This window comes from Treponema sp. Marseille-Q3903 (assembly GCF_014334335.1).
In the GTDB taxonomy this organism is placed as follows: Bacteria; Spirochaetota; Spirochaetia; order Treponematales; family Treponemataceae; genus Treponema_D.
Genome location: NZ_JACSEU010000001.1, coordinates 1,975,838 through 1,996,998, shown reverse-complemented (window position 1 = coordinate 1,996,998; position 21,161 = coordinate 1,975,838). Strand labels below are relative to the sequence as shown.

Below are 21,161 nucleotides of genomic sequence, written 5' to 3'. Positions count from 1 at the left end.
AAATCTGAATTAAAACAACCCTGAGATAACACCGTCGTCATCAACATCAATATTAAGTGCGGCAGGGGCTTTCGGTAATCCCGGCATTGTCATTATGTCTCCTGCAAAAGCGACGACAAAGCCCGCTCCTGCGTACAGCTGAACATCTCGAACAGGGAATGTGAAGTCGGATGGCGAACCGGTGAGTTTTGGGTCATGGCTGATTGAATTTTGTGTCTTTGCAATGCAGACTGGAAGCTTACCATATCCGTCTTCTTCAAATGCTTTTAGTTTCTTTAGCGCATCTGATGAAAAATCGACATCCGAAGCACGGTAAATCTCTTTTGCAATCTTCTTTATTTTTTCAGTAAGAGGCAATTCAAGTTCATAAATAGGGTGGTAGCATGCGCCTTTGCTTTCTACGATTTTTGCAACTTCACGTGCCAACTCAATTGTACCATCACCACCTTTTTCCCAACCTTGAGACAAAACTGCTTTTGTGCCGGCTTTTTCGCACAGAGATTCGAGGAGTTTAATTTCTTCATCTGAATCTGTGGCAAATTTGTTGACAGCTACGACGGCAGGAAGTCCAAACTTTGCGATATTCTCAATGTGTGTTTTAAGATTTGAAAAACCCTTTTCGAGAGCTGAACAATCAGATTTGTTCAAGTCTGCTTTTGCGACGCCGCCGTGCATTTTAAGCGCTCTTATAGTTGCGACAATTACAACTACGTCAGGTTTTAGCCCGGCGGAACGGCATTTTATATCAAAGAATTTTTCAGCGCCGAGGTCGGCGGCGAATCCTGCTTCGGTGACGGTGTAATCTCCTGTGGCAAGTGCACAGATAGTTGCGTTTACACTGTTGCATCCGTGCGCAATGTTTGCAAAAGGACCTCCGTGAACAAATGCAGGATTTTTTTCAAGAGTTTGAACGATGTTCGGTTTTATAACATCTTTTAAAATCGCAGCTATAGCGCCTGTGCATTTTAGCTCTCCGAACGTGACATTCTCTTTGTTATAGTTTTGTGCAATCACAATCCTGCTGATTCGTTCTTTCAATTCAGGAATTGTTTTAGAAAGGCAGACGATAGCCATAATTTCAGAAGCGACAGCGATTGTAAAATGATCTTCACGAGGGACGCCCTGCATACGTCCTCCTAGCCCGACTATTATGTTTCGCAGCTCCCTGTCATTCAAATCTATACATCTTTTCCACGAAATCGTTCTTGGGTCGATGTTCAACTCATTTCCCTGTTGAATGTGATTGTCTATCAACGCTGCGATCAAGTTGTTTGCAATAGAGATTGCGTGAATGTCGCCTGTAAAATGAAGATTGATGTCTTCCATTGGCACAATTTGAGCGTAACCACCGCCACATGCGCCGCCTTTTACGCCAAAGCAAGGTCCGAGCGAAGGTTCTCTCAGTGCAACGACAGTTTTTTTTCCGATTTTATTCAGACCATCGGCAAGGCTTATAGAAACAGTCGATTTTCCTTCTCCAGCTGAGGTAGGCGTTACAGCCGTCACAAGGATAAGTTTTCCGGGATTTTTATCTGCTTTTTCCTGCAAAACCTTCAGTTCCTTAAAAGAAATTTTTGCTTTATAAAATCCGTAGAGTTCAAGGTTTTCAGCATCAATTCCAATTTTTGCGGCAACATCTGTGATAGGAATCATAACATTTTTCTGAGCAATTTCGATATCAGTCATTTTTGTCATACCTCTAGGGTGCAATATTTTCTTAATCTGAAAATATCAGCGTGTGACTTTATACTATCATTTTATTTTGCGAATTTAAACTCAGTTGAATGCGATTGTTGTATTGGCTTGATATAAGGAAATGCCACGCCGCAAAGCTGCGTAAAGGGCGCAACTCCTTCAAAGTTGCACAAGTCTGCACAAAACCGCATAAAAGTTTACAACACTGTGCAAACCCACGCAAAAGTCTACAACACTGCGCCCATTCGATAAAAATGTTGAAAAAAAAGTAAAAAATCAAATATAATTCACAAATGACAGAGATTCAGATATGCGTGATTAAAACCGCGTGTAAAATCAGAAATTAAAACATAACGATGACAATTTGATGGAGGCGTGATGAAAAAGACATTATTGACAATTTTATTATCATCTATGGCAATGACAGCTACATTTGCAAAGACTGCTGTTGTTTATTTCAGCGCAACAGGGACAACTCAAAAGATGGCAAAAACATTGGCTGAAGAAATCGATGCAGATATTTTCGAGATAGAACCTGTTCATAAATATACAGCCGAAGATTTAAACTGGCACGACAAAAAATCACTCACAACAATAGAATGCAGAGATCCGAAGAGTCGACCTGCAATGCAAAACAAAATCGATATAAGCGATTACGATACTGTTATCTTATGCTATCCAATCTGGTGGTCGTACGCACCGAAAATTGTCTACACATTTGTAGAAAGTCAGGATTGGAATGGGAAAACACTTATGACATTTTGTACGAGCGGTGGGAGCAGACTCGGAAAAAGCGGTTCAGAGCTTGCAAAAATTGCTCAAGGTTGCAGCTATAAAGGCGGTGCTGACTTTACAAGAACCAAAGCTGCCGATATGAAAAAAAATATAGAAAAACTTTTGAAATAATGAGTATTACTGTAAATCTTAGTTACACAGGCACAAACTGAAAAAGGAAATCTTCGTTACGAATATTTTGTGCCGTTTTATGGAGACCAGGAAACCGTGCTCTTAATAGATTCATGGGAAGATCAAAATGCGATAGACATTCATCACTCTTCTCCTATGATGAAAAAAATTGCTGAACTGCGAGAAAAATATAACCTTCATATGAAAATTGAGCGTTTTTATTCAGATGACAAAATCCCGGAACAAGACAAAAACTTCATTCGGGAATAAAACAAAATATAATATAAAAAAGGCAAAATGAAGAGCGGCAAAATACGCATGTCAATTGACATCTCAATGACTCTCGTTTCGATTTTTCTGATGGGCGGCGCATATTTATTTCCTGCAGATATCGTGCACGAAATTCTCGGCATATCTTTGTTTGTGCTTTGGGGTATTCACATCATCTTAAACAGAAAATGGTATGCGGCTGTTTTTTGCGGAAGCTACAATTGTTACAGAGCAATGCAGTCAATCATAAACTGCGGCATCTTGATTTGCTCAATATTTTTGATGATTAGCGGAATAGTTCTTTCAAATTATGTTTTTTTATTTTTGAAAATAAAAAGCGGTCTCGGATTTGCCAGAATTGCGCATTTATTGAGCTCCCACTGGTATTTTATGTTTATGTCATTTCACATCGGGCTTCATGTGAACACCATCATAAGACACCTTTCAAAACGAAGTTTTAGCAAAACTGTTTCAGTTGCCGCAAAAATTATACTTGCGCTGTCATGTCTGTACGGAATCTATGCTTTTATAAAACGCGGAGTATGGCGTTATCTCATATTGCAGCAAGAGTTTTTCTTTTTAGATTTTGAATCAGGATACTTCCTTTTTTTTATAGATTACGCGGCAATAATCGTGTTGTTTGCAACGATTATTTATAAAATATCAAAAATATCAAATTTTTTTTCGCCTGCGCACAAAAAAAAGGGAAAAAAAGTAGAAAAAAAAGAAAAATAAATTAAAAATTATGTTGACACTTTTTTAATTCAGATGTATATTCATCTTCACCGTCACAAAACCACATCTTTTGGGCGGCACAAAATAGCAGTAAAATGATATTTTTTCGCAGGTTTTACAATAAAAGCCTGAGATTTGGACGAAAATCCAAAAGATTCTTTGACAGTTCAGGGAAGGAAACAATTGACATATAATTTGTTTTAAGTGTTTCAATTGAATAAAAAACATACCGCTTAATTCGGTTCACGAATTAAGAATTGAAAATCAATTTCAGCAAAAATAAAGCTGTGATTGAACGATTTATGGAAAATCTTAGTCCTTCGGGACTTAGAAATAATCATGGAGAGTTTGATCCTGGCTCAGAACGAACGCTGGCGGCGCGTCTTAAGCATGCAAGTCGAATGGCAAGATTGGTGCTTGCACTGATCCTAGAATGGCGGACTGGTGAGTAACGCGTGGGTGACGTACCCTTTGGACGGGGATAGCTGCTAGAAATAGCAGATAATACCGGATAAGGTGGCCTGTGTCAGAGGCAGGTCAGGAAAGGAACATTTGTTCCGCCGAAGGAACGGCTCGCGAGCTATTAGCTAGTTGGTGAGGTAACGGCCCACCAAGGCGATGATAGCTACCCGGCCTAAGAGGGTGAACGGGCACATTGGGACTGAGATACGGCCCAGACTCCTACGGGAGGCAGCAGCTAAGAATATTCCGCAATGGACGAAAGTCTGACGGAGCGACGCCGCGTGGATGATGAAGGTCGGAAGATTGTAAAATCCTTTTATGACTGAAGAATAAGTATGGTGAGAGAAACGCCGTATGGTGACAGTAGGTCATGAATAAGCAACGGCTAATTACGTGCCAGCAGCCGCGGTAACACGTAAGTTGCGAGCGTTGTTCGGAATTATTGGGCGTAAAGGGCATGCAGGCGGAATTGCAAGCTTGGTGTGAAATACCGGGGCTTAACTCCGGAATAGCATTGAGAACTGCAAAACTAGAGTCACTGAGGGGCAATCAGAATTCCAGGTGTAGGGGTGAAATCTGTAGATATCTGGAAGAATACCAATGGCGAAGGCAGGTTACCAGCAGATGACTGACGCTGAGGTGCGAAGGTGCGGGGAGCAAACAGGATTAGAGACCCTGGTAGTCCGCACAGTCAACTATGTGCACTAGATGTCTGGTCGACAGACCGGGTGTCGAAGCAAACGCGATAAGTGCACCGCCTGGGGAGTATGCCCGCAAGGGTGAAACTCAAAGGAATTGACGGGGGCCCGCACAAGCGGTGGAGCATGTGGTTTAATTCGATGGTACGCGAGGAACCTTACCTGGGTTTGACATACACAGGAATTATATAGAGATATGTAAGCGCAGCAATGCGCCTGTGAACAGGTGCTGCATGGCTGTCGTCAGCTCGTGCCGTGAGGTGTTGGGTTAAGTCCCGCAACGAGCGCAACCCCTGCTGCCAGTTACTAACACGTAAAGGTGAGGACTCTGGCGGAACTGCCGGTGACAAACCGGAGGAAGGCGGGGATGACGTCAAGTCATCATGGCCCTTATGTCCAGGGCTACACACGTGCTACAATGGGAGATACAGAGTGAAGCGAAGCAGCGATGCGGAGCAAAACGCAGAAAACCTCTCGTAGTCCGGATTGGAGTCTGAAACTCGACTCCATGAAGTTGGAATCGCTAGTAATCGCACATCAGCACGGTGCGGTGAATACGTTCCCGGGCCTTGTACACACCGCCCGTCACACCATCCGAGTAGATTCTACCCGAAGCCGGCAGTCTAACCGCAAGGAGGACGCTGTCGAAGGTAGGATTTGTGAGGGGGGTGAAGTCGTAACAAGGTAGTCGTACCGGAAGGTGCGGCTGGATCACCTCCTTTTTAAGAAAAAGGAATAGGCTTTGGTGTACAAAGCAGTGTCAATTGTTTCTTTCTCTGGTCTGTCGAAGACCGAAAATAGCAGCCTGAAAGGGCTGTTTTAGTTCAGAAAAACTGGACGATGTTTTTTGAAATTGCTAAGGAAGGAACGGAAGATGACGCATGGAAAGACTTGCGTTATCAGAAGAAGGACTTTTCAGTCTGCGAGCAGAGGAAAGGGAAGCTTGAATAAAAAGCCCTTGAGCTGCGAAAGAGTGGAATGAAAGGAAATGAAAATATGGTCAAGCGAATATAGGTTTATGGTGGATGCCTAGGAGCTGTAAGACGAAGAAGGACGTGATAAGCTGCGATAAGCCGGGGTTAGGAGCACATATCCGCAAACCCCCGGATTTCCGAATGGAGTAATCCGGTGAAATACACCATCTCGATATCTGAATATATAGGATAGAGAAGTCAAACTGAGTGAAGTGAACCATCTAAGTAACTCGGGAACAGAAATCAAAAGAGATTCCCCCAGTAGCGGTGAGCGAAGAGGGAAGAGCCCAAACCGCGTAAAGCGGGGTTGTAGGACTGCGATATGGAGTAGGCAGTAAATCAGTTTGTAGGAGAAGCTTCTGGGAAGGAGCGTCAAAGAGAGTGAAAGCCTCGTATCCGAAACAAACTGACTCCTAGCAGAATCCTGAGTATGGCGGGGCACGTGAAACCCTGTCAGAATCCGGGTCGACCACGATCCAAGGCTAAATACTAGACAGCTACCGATAGTGAACAAGTACCGTGAGGGAAAGGCGAAAAGAACCCCTGTAAGGGGAGTGAAATAGAACCTGAAACCATAAACTGACAAGATGTCACAGCCCGCAAGGGTAGTGGCGTGTCTTTTGTAGAATAAACCTGCGAGTTGCGTTATGCAGCGAGGATAAGAAATAGAAGTTTTGGATCCGAAGCGAAAGCGAGTCTGAAAAGGGCGATAAGTTGCATGACGCAGACCCGAAGCCAAGGTGATCTAGTCATGAGCAGGTTGAAGCAGGGGTAAAACCCTGTGGAGGACCGAACAGTAATCTGTTAAAAAAGGTAGTGATGACTTGTGACTAGGAGTGAAAGGCTAAACAAACCTGGAAATAGCTGGCTCTCCCCGAAATGCCTTTAGGGACAGCCTCATAAAAAGTTACCGGAGGTAAAGCACTGGATGGAAAAGGGGGAGTTAAATCTTTCCGATTTCAATCAAACTCTGAATGCCGGTAACCAGCTTATGGGAGTGAGACTGCGTGCGCCAAGGTTCGTAGTCGAAAGGGAAACAGCCCAAACCGGCAATTAAGGTCCCAAATTTATGCTAAGTGTTAAATGAAGTGAAGATGCACAGACAGCCAGGAGGTTGGCTTAGAAGCAGCCATTCCTTAAAAGAGTGCGTAACAGCTCACTGGTCGAGCATTTTTGCGCAGACAATGTAACGGGGCTAAGCATAAAACCGAAATTCCGGATTCATGACAGAAGTTATGAGTGGTAGGGGAGCATTGAATTAACTGACGAAGGAATACCTGTGAGGGGTTCTGGAGGAGATTCAAGAGAGAATGCAGGCATAAGTAACGAAAAAGCGGGTGCGATCCCCGCTCGCCGAAAACCTAAGGTTTCCAGGGTAAAGGCAATCTGCCCTGGGTAAGTCGGCCCCTAAGACGAGGACGAAAGTCGTAGCCGATGGGAAACTGGTTTATAATCCAGTACTTATTGAGTTTTGATGGAATGACGCATGAGGTGAAATCCGGCCGGGCGACGGTAGTCCCGGTCAAAGCAGCGAGTTTATGAGGTTCTGGTTAAAAGAAGAACCAAGATGAGCTGTGACAGCGAGGAACCAGAAAGTGGGACTGAAGCGGACGTAATCATGGTGACGAGAAATAGTTCCTAAGTAAGGCTTAGTAAACCGTACCGGAAACCGACACAGGTAGGTAGGATGAGTAATCTAAGGCGCTCGAGCGAACTCGCGTTAAGGAACTCGGCAAAATGCGCACGTAACTTCGGAAGAAGTGCGGCTCCCTTTAGAAATACAGGGAGTGACACAAAGCAGGCCCAGGCGACTGTTTATCAAAAACACAGCCATCTGCGAACCAGCAATGGGACGTATAGGTGGTGACACCTGCCCGGTACTGGAAGGTTAAGAGGAGATGTTATCCGTAAGGAGAAGCATTGAATCGAAGCCCCAGCAAACGGCGGCCGTAACTATAACGGTCCTAAGGTAGCGAAATTCCTTGTCGGGTAAGTTCCGACCCGCACGAATGGTGTAACGATTCTGGGCACTGTCTCAACGCGAGACTCGGTGAAATTTATATTCCGGTAAAGAAGCCGGATACCCGTAATTAGACGGAAAGACCCCGTGAACCTTCACCGTAACTTAATATTGGGATTCTATTCATCATGTGTAGGATAGCTGGGAGGCAGAGAAGCGTGGCCGTCAGGTTGCGTGGAGCCGCCGGTGAAATACCAGCCTTGATGAATGGGATTTCTAACCGTGACCTTGAAGCAGGTTGCGGGACAATGTTAGGCAGGCGGTTTGACTGGGGCGGTCGCCTCCAAAAGAGTAACGGAGGTGCGCGAAGGTCTCCTCGCGGTGGTTGGAAATCATCGTACGAGTGTAAAGGCACAAGGAGGCTTGACTGAGAGATAGACATATCGATCAGGTACGAAAGTAGGTCTTAGTGATCTGATGGTGCTGAGTGGAAAGGCCATCACTTAACGGATAAAAGGTACTCCGGGGATAACAGGCTGATTTTCCCCAAGAGTTCACATCGACGGGAAAGTTTGGCACCTCGATGTCGGCTCATCATATCCTGGGGCTGGAGCAGGTCCCAAGGGTTTGGCTGTTCGCCAATTAAAATGGTACGTGAGCTGGGTTCAGAACGTCGCGAGACAGTTCGGTCCCTATCTGTTACGGGCGTTGGAAGTTTGAGAGGAGCTGCTTTTAGTACGAGAGGACCGAAGCGGACGAACCTCTGGTTTACCAGTTATCCTGCCAAGGGTAAGTGCTGGGTATCTAAGTTCGGAAGGGATAACCGCTGAAAGCATCTAAGTGGGAAGCCCACCTCAAGATTATACTTCCCTGAGGGTTCAACCCTCCTTAAGACTCCTGGGAGACTACCAGGTTGATAGGATGCAGGTGTAAGCGCTGTGAGGCGTTCAGCCGAGCATTACTAATAAGTCGTGAGGCTTGACCATATTTTCATTTCCTTTTACTTAAAGTTTTTTCCGTTCCGTGTGCTCTGTCCTAGAACAGACTTACTCTTAGTTTTTTATTTTGTTTATAAATGCCGGTGACCATAGTGGAGAGGCAATACCCGTTCCCATTCCGAACACGGAAGTCAAGCTCTCTTACGTCGATGATACTGCTCTTTAGCGGGAAAGTAGATAGTTGCCGGCTTTTTTTTATTTAACTCTGATTTTCAAAAAAAATGACTGTGTTGTTTTGTCTATAGCTGAAGAGCAGTCAAACTCTTGTGAGCGAGGCAAAGCCTCGCGTCGTGAGGCGACGCCGAATAAGGATAGCTCTTCTGCGCGAGCTTTAGCGAGTTTACGAGCGTCAAAAACTTGGTAGCGTAAGCGTAGGTTAGTAGAAGCCGAACCCGGATAGCTCTTCTGCGGGCTAGTAGAAGCCGACGACTGGAGAACCGTTAAAAAACGAGCCACAAGTGGGTCGTTTTAGGTTCCTCCCCCGTTCGGCTTGGGAGCGAGCTTTAGCGAGTGACGTTGCCGGCTTTTTTTATTTAACTCTGATTTTCCAAAAAAATGACTGTGTTGTTTTGTCTATAGCTGAAGAGCAGTCAAACTTTTGTGAGCGAGGCAAAGCCTCGCGTCGTGAGGCGACGCCGAATAAGGATAGCTCTTCTGCGCGAGTTTTAGCGAGTTTACGAGCGTCAAAAACTTGGTAGCGTAAGCGTAGGTTAGTAGAAGCCGACGACTGGAGAACCGTTAAAAAACGAGCCACAAGTGGGTCGTTTTAGGTTCCTCCCCCGTTCGGCTTGGGAGCGAGCTTTAGCGAGTGACGTTGCCGGCTTTTTTTTATTTAACGGGAAAGTTTGGTTGCTATTGCACAAAAAACTCATTTTTGATATTATCTTCCTTACGTAATTAAATTCAGGTGTAATGATATTTAATCCCCGTTTTATATCATTAATCAGTTTATTTGCTAGTCTTTTGCAGATTGAATTTCGTTTCCTGTTTTCTCTGCATCTGGCGTTGATAAACGAACTATTTTAATAGAGGTATTATATGTACGCAACTATTGAATTCAAGGGCAAACAGTACAAAGCTGAAAAAGATGTTGTCCTTACAGTAGACAAGCTTGATGCTGAAAAAGGTACAAAAATTGACATTGATACTGTTCTTTTAGTAAGTGACGGAGATAAAATCAGTGTTGGTACTCCTTATGTTAAGGGTGCAAAAGTAACTGTAGTTGTAGAGGATTCTTTCCGTGATAAAAAAGTATTGGTTTTCAAATACAAATCGAAGAAAGACTACCATCGCTTGATTGGTCATAGACAGCATTACACAAAAGTGCGTGTTGAATCTGTCACACTTGCATAATTGATTTTTTAAGGAGATTACTATGGGAAGAACACGTGGTGGATCTGGTGCTAAAAACGGACGAGATCCGAATCCGAAGAATTTGGGTGTAAAAAGATATGCTGGAGAAACTGTTACTGCAGGTTCTATCATTGTCAGACAGCGTGGAACAAAATTTTATCCTGGTGACAATGTGATGAAAGGTGGCGATGACAGCTTGTTTGCTACGGCTGATGGAAAGGTTGTTTTTGGAAAAAGAAACAATCACAAAATCGTTTCTATTGAAGCAGCAAAATAATCTGCTTTTTGCCAGATAATAAAAACGCCCGGTTCGACTTTGTATAAAATCGCCGGGCATTTTTTTTGATAAAATATTTTTGTTTGATAAAAAAACTTTTTATGGTAACCAAACCTTTTGTAGTGACCGGACTTTTTTTAGCAAATAAAAATTTGGTGGCGGACAAGGTTTTTGTGCCAGACAAATCTTTTGTGACAAACAAAACTTTGTTGACAGACAAACGCCCTTCAACTCTTGATTAGGGCAGGAGGTGTGATAAAAAGTGTCGTCTGAAATATCGCCGATACTTTTTATCTCGAGTTTGCCTGGATGTTTGCAGAAGACGTGTATACGTGTCGTTTCGATAAAAATCAAATGAATACGATACGCTTTATTTTGCAAACTCGACTATTGAACGTGTGCGCTCTTGCGCACGGCTAAAAACTTTTTCGGAAATTGCTATTTCCTGCAAAAGTTTTTATGGGAGAAAATATGATAGGTTTTGCTGACGAAACTATAATTGAAGTTCGCTCCGGTAAAGGCGGCAATGGATGTGTTGCTTTTCGCCGCGAAAAATACATTCCTTATGGTGGACCGAACGGCGGAGATGGCGGAAAAGGTGGCGATATAATTTTTTGTGTAAAACGAAATCTTCGTACTTTGGCGAAACTGCGTCACAAGCACTGTTTTAAAGCTCAAAACGGCGGCGATGGTCAAGGTTGGAATCGTTATGGCGCTGACGGAGAAGACTGTATAATAGCTGTCCCTCCCGGAACTACGATTCGCGATGCAGAAACCGAAGAAATCATCTACGATTTTTCAACTGCGAAAGGCGAAGAGCGGTTTATCTTTTTGACAGGCGGTAAAGGCGGCTGGGGAAATGTACACTTTAAGACTTCAACAAATCAGGCTCCTCGTCAGGCAAATCCCGGTCAGCCCGGCGAAAAACGTTTTTTAAAACTTGAACTTTCTATCATGGCTGATGTCGGACTTGTAGGGTTTCCTAACGCAGGTAAATCATCTCTGCTTACTTTCTTTACAAATGCCCGCCCGAAGATTGCTCCGTATCCGTTTACAACGATAATTCCGAACCTCGGTGTGCTGCGCATTGATGACGAAAGCGATATCATAATCGCTGATATTCCGGGAATCATTGAAGGTGCATCTGAAGGGCTTGGTCTTGGCGATACATTCCTCAAACACATCACAAGGACTTCATGTCTGATATTTATGATCGACTGTAGCGATGAAAATTATCTCACAGCGTACGATACTCTCTGCAATGAGCTTTCAAATTTTTCTGACGCTCTCATGGAAAAGCCGAAGATTGTGCTATGCAACAAAATTGACGAAGATGGCGTTTACGAGCGGACGATGGAAGTTGTAGAAAAAATCAAAAAATCCGAGCCGAATACAAATGTAATTCCTGTTTCTGTGATGACAGGATTTGGAATGAACTCTGCAAGGGAACATATCGTAAAACTTGTAAACAGGAACTCTGATTATAAAGATAAAAATGAAAAAACGACACCGAGTTTTATGAATACAAAATATTTTTCAGAAGAAGACGATATTCAATACCCGGGAAGTGAAAAGTAAAAAATGAAAATTGCTGTTTTGGGCGGAAGTTTTAATCCTCTTCACATTGGACACGCAATGCTCGGCGACACTGCTATTAAAGAGCTTGGCTACGATAAAGTTTTGTTTGTGCCAACATTTATTCCACCTCACAAACAGATAAATGACGGTTTTTCACCGGAACAGCGCCTTGAACAAGTCCGCCTGTTTTGCCGTTCTGAAGGCGACGGACATTTTGATGTTGAAGACTGTGAAATAACAAGGAAGGGAATTTCATATTCTGTAGACACGATAGAATTTATCACAGAAAAATATAAAGATGTGATTGAAGGTAAAATCGGCTTTTTGATGGGCGAAGAAGTTGCCGCAGAATTTCACAATTGGAATAAGCCGGAGCGTATTGCAAAACTCGTAGATTTTATCATTGTGCCGCGCAGACAAGATATGGTAAGCAGAGAGTCTACGTCGAGCCGAAACACGCCCATAGGTCATTTCAACTCTGATTTTGCTTCAGATTTTGATGCAGATAAATTTGGTTACGATTATACAATGATAAAATATCCTATGGTCTCTGTTTCTTCTACAGAGATTCGCACGCGCATATCATTTGGCAGAAGTTACAAATATCTTGTTCCACGCTCGGTTTTTGAGTATATTGAAAGGACAATAGCGGAAGGGAAATTCAATGGATTGGGAAAAACTGACAGAGCAGATTAGAGAGTACACAAAAAAGTCAGTAAAAAAATCGCGATATGAACATTCAAAACGCGTTGCCGAAATGTGTGCGAAGATTTGCAGGCTTTGCGGATTAGATGATAGAGCGGGCTATCTTGCAGGAATCGGGCACGATATGTGTAAAGATCTGCCTTATGACGAGATGATAAGAATTGCAAAGCGCGACGGAAATCCGATTTCGCAGATGGAGCTTGAAAATCCTTCGCTATTGCATGGAAGAGCTGCCGCCGTTGTCATGAAAGAAAAATTCGGCATCAAAGATAACGATATTCTTGAAGCAGTTGCGAACCACACATCTGGAATTGAAAAAATGTGCGATTTGACAAAAGCTTTATTTCTTGCTGATAAAATTGAACCGGGTAGACCACAGTCAACATCCGAATATCGGGAAAAACTGCTTGCGATGCCGCTTTCAAAGATGTTTTATTCAGTTTTTGAAGAAAATTATCAATATCTGTTAAAAAAAGGTTATGAAATATACCCGAACACGGAGCGCATGCTTGAATACTACAGAAAACAGGCATTTGGAGCTGAAAAATGAAAAAAATAAGAGATGAACAAAAAGGCTTAATTTTTATTTTGCTTATTATTTTGATTACAATCGGTCTCATTCTTTTTTTTAGTTTTACGTTAAGAACGAACGCTGTAGAGGACAGCCTGAAAGATAATCCTGTTGTAAGGACGTTGTTGGTAATAGAAGATCAAGATAAAAGCGTCCTTTGTTCGTCAGTTTTGATATTGAACACAAAATCTTCAAAGGCAGCTCTTGTAAACCTTCCAGGCTACACAGGCTCTATTTATTCTTCACTCGGCCGTGTAGATAGGCTTGACAAAGTTTATCAGGAAAAGGGAATCGATTTATATAAATCAGAAGTCGAAAAACTTCTCGGGATGAAAATTCCGTATTACGCACTGCTGTCGCTTCAGGATTTCCTAAAAGTTTCAGATTATCTTGGCGGTATGCGTGTATTTATTGCAGAGCCTGTAGATTCGATTGATGAAAACGGCGTCCGCTGTCTATTGCCTTCAGGCGCTATAAATCTTGACGGAGATAAAATCAACGCATATCTTCATTACAGACTTGAAGACGAAAGCGAAGCTGATGTTCAAGACAGATACCAAAATGCGATGGTCGCTTTTATAACAGGCATTCACGACAAGAAGTTTGTGATTTTCAAAAAAGATAATGCCTCGCTTTATACACAAAGTATAAAGATAAATCTCAATAAAAATGAACAGGAGAGCTTGTTTAAACTTATCGCTGATGTAGATGCAGAATCGATAATTAAATCTACTATTACAGGGTCTTTGCGTCGTGTCGACGGTCAGTTATTGCTGATGCCTGATAATAACGGTGAATTCATAAAAGAAGCTGTAAAACAGACAACAAATATGCTTGCGTCTACAGACGGTTCTTTGTCAAGTCGAGTGTATGTTCTTGAAATTCAAAACGGAACTACTGTGCAAGGGCTTGCAAGGAATACCGCTGTGCTGTTCCAGAACGCAAGTTATGATGTGTTGAGCCCTGTCAATGCTGCTCGGACAGATTACGAAGAGACTGTAATCATTGACCACATAAACAACAGAGAAGTTGCAAAGAGCGTCGGAGAATTTATCCATTGTACGAATATACGTGAAGCGTCGGAAGAAGAACTTGAGAGTTATTCGGAAATCGGAGTTGACTTCACAATTATTCTTGGCAAAGATTTTAACGGACGTTATGTAATTCCAAGGAGAAAATCTAATTAAAATGAAAACAACAGAAGAAAACGCAATTAAAATTGCAAAATTGATGGAAGATGGAAAAGGTGAGAATGTCGTCCTTCTTGATGTAAGTGAATTAAACAGCTGGACAGATTATTTTGTAATCGTCACAGTAAACAGTTCTGCTCACTGGCAGGGGTTATACAAAGACATAAAGGATTTTATAAAAGATACTGACCTTGAGATTCACCTTACAAACAAAAAAAGACCTGATGGAAACGACTGGAACCTCATAGATTTAGGACCGATTGTTATCCATCTGATGTCAGAAACTGCGCGCGAGTTCTATGATTTGGAAAAACTGTGGCATGCAGGAAGAGTTATAGAATTCAATCAACGATCAAAAAATCCCGAAAGTGTATAGAATTTTTGAGAGCGTCTTAGACACGTAATTTCCCACACTTCGGGGTTTTGTCTGCTAGGTGGACATTTTGTTCACCGAGAGAACTTTTTGTTCACCGAGAGAACTTTTTGTTTACCGAGAGAACTTTATTTCTGCTTTCGTAAACTTCTTTTTTTCATAAAAATCAAGAATGAAAAGAGTGCCGAAAATCCAAACGTCCACGAAATGATTCCACTTGCCACAAGACCAAGCCTCTGCGTAAAACCCGAGATTATGTATGTAAGAAATGAAATCGCCGCTACAGAAAGCGCATACGGCAACTGGGTTGAAACGTGGTTTACGTGGTCACATTGGGCGCCCGCACTTGCCATGATAGTTGTGTCTGATATCGGAGAACAGTGGTCGCCGCAGACTGCTCCTGCCATACATGCGGAGATAGAGATAATTCTCAGCGGATTTCCCGGGGCAAATATTGCAATGCAGATTGGAATTAGAATTCCGAACGTTCCCCACGAAGTCCCTGTTGCGAATGCAAGGCCAACCGCAATCACAAAGATTATAGCAGGAAGAAACATCTTAAATCCTGAGGCAGAACCTTCTACAATGCCTGCAACATAGTCTTTAGCACCAAGAGAATCTGTCATAGCTTTTAGCGTCCATGCAAGAGTCAAAATCAAGATTGCAGGAACCATAGCTTTAAATCCGTCAGGGATAGACTGCATAATCGATTTAAAAGAGATAACTCTGCGGAAAATATAAAAGATAATTGTGATTATGAGGGCAGCAAAAGAACCTATCACGAGACCGAAAGAAGCGTTAGCTCCTGCAAATGCTTCAATAAAGTTTAGGTATGTTTCGTTGGCAAAAATAGCGCCGTCATCGCCGAGCGTTGTCTTAGTGAAAAATCCCCCGGTATAAATTATTCCGGTCACACAAAGCACGATTAAAGCTGCTATCGGTAACACGAGGTCTATCACTTTTCCGTTTCCGCCGCTTTCATCTTCAAAATCAGAAGTGACTTTAGATGCTTCAAAAGCTGTTTCGAACTTTTCCATCGTTCCGTATTCAAAGTTCATAAAAACTAAAATAAACAACATCGCAAGAGTCAAAATTGCGTAAAAGTTGAATGGAATTGCCTTGCAGAAAAGTAAAATTCCGTTTTCCCCTTCAGAAGCAAATCCTGAAACGGCAGCTGCCCATGAAGAAATCGGAGCGATGATGCAGACTGGAGCCGCTGTCGCGTCTATTATGTATGCGAGTTTTTCTTTAGAAACTCCGTATTTTGTCGTCACAGGTTTCATAACTGAGCCGACTGTAAGGCAGTTGAAATAGTCGTCTATAAAAATCAGAATGCCGAGAAAAATTGTCGCTACCTGAGCGCCGGCTTTAGATTTTATATGTTTTTTAGCCCAATCGCCAAATGCGGCAGAACCGCCGGCTTTGTTCATCATAGCAACCATCACTCCAAGAACTACAAGGAAGATGATGATTCCGACGTTCCAGCTGTCAGAAAGCTGAGAAATCATGCCGTCATTAAACAGGTGATTGAAAAAGCCTGGAAAACCAGCCGCTGTGTCGATAGCGTAAAAAATTGCGCCGATTATAATTCCAATAAATAGAGAAGAATAAACTTCTTTAGTCAAAAGAGCCAAAGCTATGGCGACGATAGCGGGCACAAGCGCCCAAAAAGTTCCTATCATTTTTTGTGTATCCTTTTTTTTAAGAGCATTTTAAGCTCATTTTGCGAGTAATTTAAAATCTGCAGAGAGAGGGTCTTGAACACCCGCTTTTTCAAGTTTTTCGAGAACCTCAATCACATAATCAAGCTCAACAAGCTGAGCCGCATTACAGTAAGTTTTTATATGCTTGAGCGCCGTTAAAGCTTTTTCCGTAGTCATCATTTTCGCCTCCGTTTTGAGATTTTACTAGGAAAATCAGAATAAATGGATTATATCACGAAGCGAGTAAATTGTTGCACATTTTGCAAAAAATATATTTAATATAAGAGAAAATGCTAAGCTAATTTGCTTTGTTTTTATTTTTCATGTATAATGTGGCGACGGAATTTGAATATTATGGAGGTGTTTATGAAAAAATATTTTGTTATCTTTTTTTCACTTTTCCTTTTGCTTATTACATCTTGCTCAGGTCTAAATCTTTCAGATCAGAAAAATGGCGAGGTTTCTTTTGATGTTGCAGAAATTGCAAAGGCTTGTTCGCCTGTTTTTTCAAACGGACTTTCGTCACGTGCCGCAACAACAAGCGAAGAAATGGAAAATTACATCAATTCGCTCATAAAATATGATTTATCATTTGATCTTTTAGAAGACGGTAAAGTTGCAGCCAGCAAGTCTACGCAATTGTCTTTGCTCCAATTTATCAATGCAGACAATCAAAAATCTTACATCGACAGCAATGTAGCATTTGATAAAGTTGCAATCGGTAAAAAGATAAAAGTCAGCGTATCTATAAAACTCAACGAAGGCAGTCTTGAGAACATGGAACAGCAAATCAGAGCAAAGTTCAAAGAAATTTTTGGAGAAGCGGCTTCTGAAAATGATATTCAAAAAGAAGTTTTAAAATTTAAAAACGCAAAAAAGTTGTACAATTCTTTTGAAATTTCCGGCACTTCCGATGAAATTCCAATTATTCCCGGAAAAAATCTTGTTGTTGTAAAATTATCAAAAAAAGATAAAACTCGGATTATTATCGATCAGGGGGGACATCTCGATGATTTGTATTTCTATATAAAATCAGAAACTGTCGGAACAACGAAAAAAATCACTTTAACTTTGGACAATTCCTCAGAAACTAAAAAGTATGATTCTTACGTTTGGGAATATTCGTTAGTATACGGTCCTTATACTAAAATTGAGAAAGGACAACAAGTTTCTGTTGAGCACAACGGCACTCAAGCAAAATTTGAACTTGAAGGAGACGGTAAAAAGTTAAAAATCGAGATGGAGTCAGCAAGCTACATCAATAGGAAAAAAATCATGGTTCGTTGTACGGCGCACGTAGTTGGCTCTGTAGCAGAATACGATGATGAAGTTCTTGAGTTGGGAAATTTACCTAACTAAGGGGGAAAGCATGAAAAAAAATATAATTAAGTTTATCAATCGAGTTTTTATTTGTTGTTTAATGTTATTTTTTATCTCTTGTGTAAATCAACTTGAAAACAACGACCGAGACAATGACTCAAAAAATTCAACAGTTTTAAGCATAACAATAGACGGCTTATCAGGCAGCTCAAGAAAAATATCTTCAGATGCGATCGATATTTCAACATTTGACTTTGAGTTGGAAGCTGTCTGTTCTGATGGCAGAAAATTTTCAAAATCTTTTAAAGGCGAAGAGTACTTGAAAGAAAAAGTCTTTTTTATCTCGGTTCTTGCCGGCAGCTGGAAATTCACATTGACAGCCAAACATATTTCCAAACCAGGCTTTCCTCCCGACAAGGTTTTTAAGTCTGTCATTTCTAAAACTATAGTGTCAGGCTTAAACAGTGTAAATTTTACTTTTTCAGGAAAGGGAAGCGCTGATATTTCTATTAAAGTTCCAGCTGATCTCGGTACTACTTTGGGAATAGCAGTGCCGAGCGTTAATTTTTATGATACGCTACGTAATTCTCACCCGACTATTAAATTGTACGATTTGGAAGATTATAAAAAAAATAAAGCTTCTGCAAAAAATCTGTCTGCCGAATATGGAGTTTCCAATGTTTTTGGAGGTACATGGGGGCAAAAGGCGAATTTTTTTGTCAACAGAGTTTGGCTGAGCGATATTCCTTCGGGGGCATATTATGTAACAATAGAGATTGAACTCGATAATAAAACTGTTTATTTAGTTCAAGAAAATCTTTATATTACGCCGGGCGAAGAGGCATCTAATCCTGAAAATAAATTTATGATTGTGAATCTTTTGACGAAAGGAGGAATCATTACTCCACACGGTGCTGTGCAAAGCTTTCAGCCGATAGAAGCTGGCAAAAAGTACCTGATGGCTAAAAGTGATTTCTTTTTAGCGCCAAATAGATTCTCGCCTAAAAAATACGGTTTTGCTTTTAAGGGATGGTATTTAGACGACGAAACTTTTTCTAAATCGTTGGAGTCTCAATTAAAAGAAGATGGCAATGATGTTAGTAATTCTACAAAAAATCTCTCTTTATATGCAAAATGGTATGAATATCCTGATGTAATGGGATCTCTTTATGGTGAATCTAACGCGTCTCAAAAGTATATTTTTAGCATTAACTCAAAAAATTTAGGTGACTTGCCTACTTTAAGCGCACCAAATGACAAAAGCTATGAATTCTCTGCCGCAGTTGAAGAGTTTGTTTTAGCTGATGGCAATGTATACTATGTCCGTGAAAACGCAAACGAATTTCGTTATGCAAATTTATCGAGCATGCCAACGTCAACTCCTTTTAATCCATTAAATGGCACTCTAATAAATATTCCGGTTCCTGTAGAATGGACGCCTCCATATGCTACGTACCTCCAAAAAATCTATAGAGATGGAGAAAACATATACTTCTGTATGCATGTTGTTAAGGACTCTGACAATTATATCGGTTTACTAAAATGCAAAATAAATGATATTGCTCACCCTTCTTTTGGTTATTTTGAGATTGGGAACGCTCCTGATGACATCGATTTTGCGGTTTCCGGCAATGATTTGTATTTATATTATTATAAAGATGGTGGCGCTAACTTCTTAATGAAGCGTAGTTTTTCAGAAGGTTCAAACAAAATTACTTTTGCTAATTTAATTTCTCATAAACAGCTTCGAGAGGAGATTTATAAGGCTATCCCTTATAAAGGAAATAATTCTTCGAACCTTTCTAAACAGACTGTTTTTGTCAATGATATGCTTGTTTTCGACGGCAATTTGTATTTGCTCGTTGTGCAGCATAATATTACAGAATCAAATAGCTCAATTTCAGATGGCGAACATGCTATTTGTACCGGTCAAATTATTAAACTGTCCGGCGATAGTTTGGCTGTTCTCAATCGCTTTGGAAAAGCTAAAACAGAAGAATATAAGAATACGGCAAATAATCATATTTTTACAAGTGTAGCTAAAGATGAAAACGACTATATGCATTTTATTCATCCTGCGCGTTTTGTTGCGATCGATCCTGAAAAAAAGAAGCTAGTATTTTCTGAAAGAGGAAGTGTTCTTAATAATGTTAAGGTCACCAGATTTGTTTACTTTGATTTAGATTCATTCATACCGGGTGCTTCCGTAGATATTTCTAATAGTTATCTTAAGCTTATCGGCTTAGATGATAATACAGTAGGTTTCTCAGGATATGACATAAAAGTCGATGACTAAATGCCGCCTTTAATTTCAATCTGCATTCCTGTCTATAATACGGAGTCTACCTTGCAGCGTTGTTTGAACAGCGTTGCGGGGCAGACTTTTTGTGATTTTGAAGTTGTTATCTTAAATGACTCTAGCACAGGAACTGATAAAGACGGCAGAACTTGCAAAAAAATCATACATCAGTTTAAAAAACACATAAAAAATCATGTTGTGTATATCGTTCACAAAAACAATGAAGGAATTGTGAAAACTCGCCGCGATATGGTTTATGCTGCGCGCGGAAAATATATCTTTATGCTCGACAGCGATGATTTTTTAGATAAAGATGCTCTGCTAGAGCTTACAAAACCGATATTAAATTGCAGTTCGGAAGAACTTCCAGATATTGTTCAAGGAAAATCTGAGCAATTTGAGCTTAAAAACGGCGAAGTTTTGTTTTTAAATAAACCAAGAGATTCGCAGGTTTTAGGAATTGTGACTTGGCGCGATATTTTTCACTACACGCGGGTTAATCCTCCTAAAATATCAAGTTTCCTTTGGAATAAACTTATAGACCGCGAAGTCTTGCTAAATGCCCTCGAAAATGTTCCTTCTGTTTATTGCACCGTCGCAGAAGATTTGCTTTTTTTCTTTTTTATAAGCCTCTGTTCAAAACTTTATATTGGGATCGATTTTACTTCGTATTATTACTGCGTAAACACCGGCATAACTTCTAACGTAAAAGTTGAGACGCTCGACCAGTGGGAAAGCATTTGCTCCGTTTCCTCAGTTTTTACAGTGCTTTTTGATTGGTGTCAAACGCAAGAAAATCTAACTGGAAAACCGCCGCTTGAAGCTGACGAATTGAACAATTTACTTAACGTTGCTGTAGAATATCTTCAAAAAAATCTTATTCAATTCAATAAAGAAGTTCTTCCTGAATTAAAAGAGGACGCTCATAAAATTCTTGAAGATTTCTGGGGGGAGTCTCTCGTCCGCCGCGTTGAAGCAGAGATGAAAAAAAAATACGATAAAAATGAAAAAACAAGTGGTGGCGATGTTTGTTGCGAAGAGCGTACAAAATCAGACAAAAAAAATGAAACATAAAAAATCGGAAAATTGAACAA

General features: G+C 41.0%; 17 protein-coding genes and 3 rRNA genes. 17 read left to right on the top strand and 3 right to left on the bottom strand.

Annotation, left to right across the window (positions count from 1 at the left end):
* Window positions 1-9: 9 nt before the first annotated feature.
* The gene (locus H9I37_RS09035) at window positions 10-1,686 is read right to left on the bottom strand and encodes a formate--tetrahydrofolate ligase (protein WP_187382570.1); all 1,677 of its coding nucleotides are present in this window, start codon (window positions 1,684-1,686) and stop codon (window positions 10-12) included.
* A 387-nt stretch (window positions 1,687-2,073) separates the two neighbouring features.
* On the opposite strand from H9I37_RS09035, the gene H9I37_RS09030 reads away from it, so the two are divergent.
* The 14 genes from H9I37_RS09030 (at window position 2,074) to rsfS (ending at window position 14,748) form a co-directional block, all read left to right on the top strand.
* Window positions 2,074-2,601, top strand: coding sequence for a flavodoxin (locus H9I37_RS09030; protein ID WP_187382292.1), 528 nt, complete (start codon window positions 2,074-2,076; stop codon window positions 2,599-2,601).
* A 15-nt stretch (window positions 2,602-2,616) separates the two neighbouring features.
* Window positions 2,617-2,871: a putative quinol monooxygenase gene (locus tag H9I37_RS09025; RefSeq protein WP_370586917.1), complete on the top strand. Its 255-nt coding sequence runs from the start codon at window positions 2,617-2,619 to the stop codon at window positions 2,869-2,871.
* Window positions 2,872-2,898: 27 nt separating this feature from the next.
* The gene (locus tag H9I37_RS09020; protein ID WP_187382290.1) at window positions 2,899-3,606 is read left to right on the top strand and encodes a DUF4405 domain-containing protein; all 708 of its coding nucleotides are present in this window, start codon (window positions 2,899-2,901) and stop codon (window positions 3,604-3,606) included.
* A 336-nt stretch (window positions 3,607-3,942) separates the two neighbouring features.
* Window positions 3,943-5,488: ribosomal RNA gene (locus H9I37_RS09015) — 16S ribosomal RNA — on the top strand.
* 276 nt (window positions 5,489-5,764) lie between these two features.
* Window positions 5,765-8,686: ribosomal RNA gene (locus H9I37_RS09010) — 23S ribosomal RNA — on the top strand.
* Between the two features lie 91 nt (window positions 8,687-8,777).
* Window positions 8,778-8,888: ribosomal RNA gene (gene rrf, locus H9I37_RS09005) — 5S ribosomal RNA — on the top strand.
* Together the 16S, 23S and 5S rRNA genes form the textbook arrangement of a ribosomal RNA operon.
* An 848-nt stretch (window positions 8,889-9,736) precedes the next feature.
* The gene (gene rplU, locus H9I37_RS09000) at window positions 9,737-10,051 is read left to right on the top strand and encodes a 50S ribosomal protein L21 (RefSeq protein ID WP_187382288.1); all 315 of its coding nucleotides are present in this window, start codon (window positions 9,737-9,739) and stop codon (window positions 10,049-10,051) included.
* A 22-nt stretch (window positions 10,052-10,073) separates the two neighbouring features.
* Window positions 10,074-10,328 (top strand): 50S ribosomal protein L27, encoded by a 255-nt coding sequence (gene rpmA, locus H9I37_RS08995; RefSeq protein WP_187382286.1) that lies wholly within the window; start codon window positions 10,074-10,076, stop codon window positions 10,326-10,328.
* Window positions 10,329-10,411: 83 nt separating this feature from the next.
* A complete protein-coding gene (locus tag H9I37_RS08990) occupies window positions 10,412-10,570 on the top strand; it encodes a hypothetical protein (protein ID WP_187382284.1) in 159 nt (52 codons plus the stop codon).
* Between the two features lie 229 nt (window positions 10,571-10,799).
* Window positions 10,800-11,906: a GTPase ObgE gene (gene obgE / locus H9I37_RS08985; RefSeq protein WP_187382283.1), complete on the top strand. Its 1,107-nt coding sequence runs from the start codon at window positions 10,800-10,802 to the stop codon at window positions 11,904-11,906.
* A gap of 3 nt (window positions 11,907-11,909) precedes the next feature.
* Window positions 11,910-12,602 carry a nicotinate (nicotinamide) nucleotide adenylyltransferase gene (nadD, locus tag H9I37_RS08980; RefSeq protein ID WP_187382281.1) on the top strand — a complete coding sequence of 231 codons (693 nt, stop codon included), beginning with the start codon at window positions 11,910-11,912 and terminating at the stop codon, window positions 12,600-12,602.
* The gene (gene yqeK, locus H9I37_RS08975) at window positions 12,571-13,161 is read left to right on the top strand and encodes a bis(5'-nucleosyl)-tetraphosphatase (symmetrical) YqeK (protein WP_187382280.1); all 591 of its coding nucleotides are present in this window, start codon (window positions 12,571-12,573) and stop codon (window positions 13,159-13,161) included. Before nadD ends, yqeK begins: the two co-directional genes overlap by 32 nt.
* Window positions 13,158-14,369 carry an LCP family protein gene (locus H9I37_RS08970; protein ID WP_187382278.1) on the top strand — a complete coding sequence of 404 codons (1,212 nt, stop codon included), beginning with the start codon at window positions 13,158-13,160 and terminating at the stop codon, window positions 14,367-14,369. The genes yqeK and H9I37_RS08970 overlap by 4 nt, the downstream gene beginning before the upstream one ends.
* Before the next feature lies 1 nt (window position 14,370).
* Window positions 14,371-14,748, top strand: a complete 378-nt coding sequence (gene rsfS, locus H9I37_RS08965; RefSeq protein ID WP_187382276.1) for a ribosome silencing factor — start codon at window positions 14,371-14,373, stop codon at window positions 14,746-14,748.
* 125 nt (window positions 14,749-14,873) lie between these two features.
* Here the strand turns inward: rsfS and H9I37_RS08960 are convergent, their stop codons facing one another.
* Together H9I37_RS08960 and H9I37_RS08955 are read right to left on the bottom strand one after the other, a co-directional pair.
* A complete protein-coding gene (locus tag H9I37_RS08960) occupies window positions 14,874-16,427 on the bottom strand; it encodes a Na+/H+ antiporter NhaC family protein (protein WP_187382274.1) in 1,554 nt (517 codons plus the stop codon).
* A gap of 36 nt (window positions 16,428-16,463) precedes the next feature.
* A complete protein-coding gene (locus tag H9I37_RS08955; RefSeq protein ID WP_187382272.1) occupies window positions 16,464-16,628 on the bottom strand; it encodes a hypothetical protein in 165 nt (54 codons plus the stop codon).
* 186 nt (window positions 16,629-16,814) lie between these two features.
* On the opposite strand from H9I37_RS08955, the gene H9I37_RS08950 reads away from it, so the two are divergent.
* Genes H9I37_RS08950 through H9I37_RS08940 form a run of 3 tightly spaced genes read left to right on the top strand, consistent with a single transcriptional unit; the run spans window position 16,815 to window position 21,141 of the window.
* Window positions 16,815-17,807, top strand: coding sequence for a hypothetical protein (locus H9I37_RS08950; protein ID WP_187382270.1), 993 nt, complete (start codon window positions 16,815-16,817; stop codon window positions 17,805-17,807).
* A 10-nt stretch (window positions 17,808-17,817) separates the two neighbouring features.
* Entirely contained in the window at window positions 17,818-20,064 is a 2,247-nt protein-coding gene (locus tag H9I37_RS08945) for a hypothetical protein (protein WP_187382268.1), read from the top strand.
* Window positions 20,065-21,141 carry a glycosyltransferase family 2 protein gene (locus H9I37_RS08940; RefSeq protein ID WP_187382266.1) on the top strand — a complete coding sequence of 359 codons (1,077 nt, stop codon included), beginning with the start codon at window positions 20,065-20,067 and terminating at the stop codon, window positions 21,139-21,141. It abuts the gene before it with no gap.
* The last annotated feature ends 20 nt before the right edge of the window (window positions 21,142-21,161 follow it).

What these genes read in the sequence shown, in the direction of transcription:
- nadD (WP_187382281.1), top strand. Translation starts at nt 11,910, where the DNA reads ATGAAAATTGCTGTTTTGGGCGGAAGTTTTAATCCTCTTCACATTGGA.
- obgE (WP_187382283.1), top strand. Translation starts at nt 10,800, where the DNA reads ATGATAGGTTTTGCTGACGAAACTATAATTGAAGTTCGCTCCGGTAAA.
- H9I37_RS08950 (WP_187382270.1), top strand. Translation starts at nt 16,815, where the DNA reads ATGAAAAAATATTTTGTTATCTTTTTTTCACTTTTCCTTTTGCTTATT.
- rplU (WP_187382288.1), top strand. Translation starts at nt 9,737, where the DNA reads ATGTACGCAACTATTGAATTCAAGGGCAAACAGTACAAAGCTGAAAAA.
- rpmA (WP_187382286.1), top strand. Translation starts at nt 10,074, where the DNA reads ATGGGAAGAACACGTGGTGGATCTGGTGCTAAAAACGGACGAGATCCG.
- H9I37_RS08940 (WP_187382266.1), top strand. Translation starts at nt 20,065, where the DNA reads ATGCCGCCTTTAATTTCAATCTGCATTCCTGTCTATAATACGGAGTCT.
- H9I37_RS09035 (WP_187382570.1), bottom strand. Translation starts at nt 1,686, where the DNA reads ATGACTGATATCGAAATTGCTCAGAAAAATGTTATGATTCCTATCACA.
- H9I37_RS08960 (WP_187382274.1), bottom strand. Translation starts at nt 16,427, where the DNA reads ATGATAGGAACTTTTTGGGCGCTTGTGCCCGCTATCGTCGCCATAGCT.
- rsfS (WP_187382276.1), top strand. Translation starts at nt 14,371, where the DNA reads ATGAAAACAACAGAAGAAAACGCAATTAAAATTGCAAAATTGATGGAA.
- H9I37_RS09020 (WP_187382290.1), top strand. Translation starts at nt 2,899, where the DNA reads ATGAAGAGCGGCAAAATACGCATGTCAATTGACATCTCAATGACTCTC.
- H9I37_RS08945 (WP_187382268.1), top strand. Translation starts at nt 17,818, where the DNA reads ATGAAAAAAAATATAATTAAGTTTATCAATCGAGTTTTTATTTGTTGT.
- H9I37_RS08970 (WP_187382278.1), top strand. Translation starts at nt 13,158, where the DNA reads ATGAAAAAAATAAGAGATGAACAAAAAGGCTTAATTTTTATTTTGCTT.
- yqeK (WP_187382280.1), top strand. Translation starts at nt 12,571, where the DNA reads ATGGATTGGGAAAAACTGACAGAGCAGATTAGAGAGTACACAAAAAAG.
- H9I37_RS08955 (WP_187382272.1), bottom strand. Translation starts at nt 16,628, where the DNA reads ATGATGACTACGGAAAAAGCTTTAACGGCGCTCAAGCATATAAAAACT.
- H9I37_RS09030 (WP_187382292.1), top strand. Translation starts at nt 2,074, where the DNA reads ATGAAAAAGACATTATTGACAATTTTATTATCATCTATGGCAATGACA.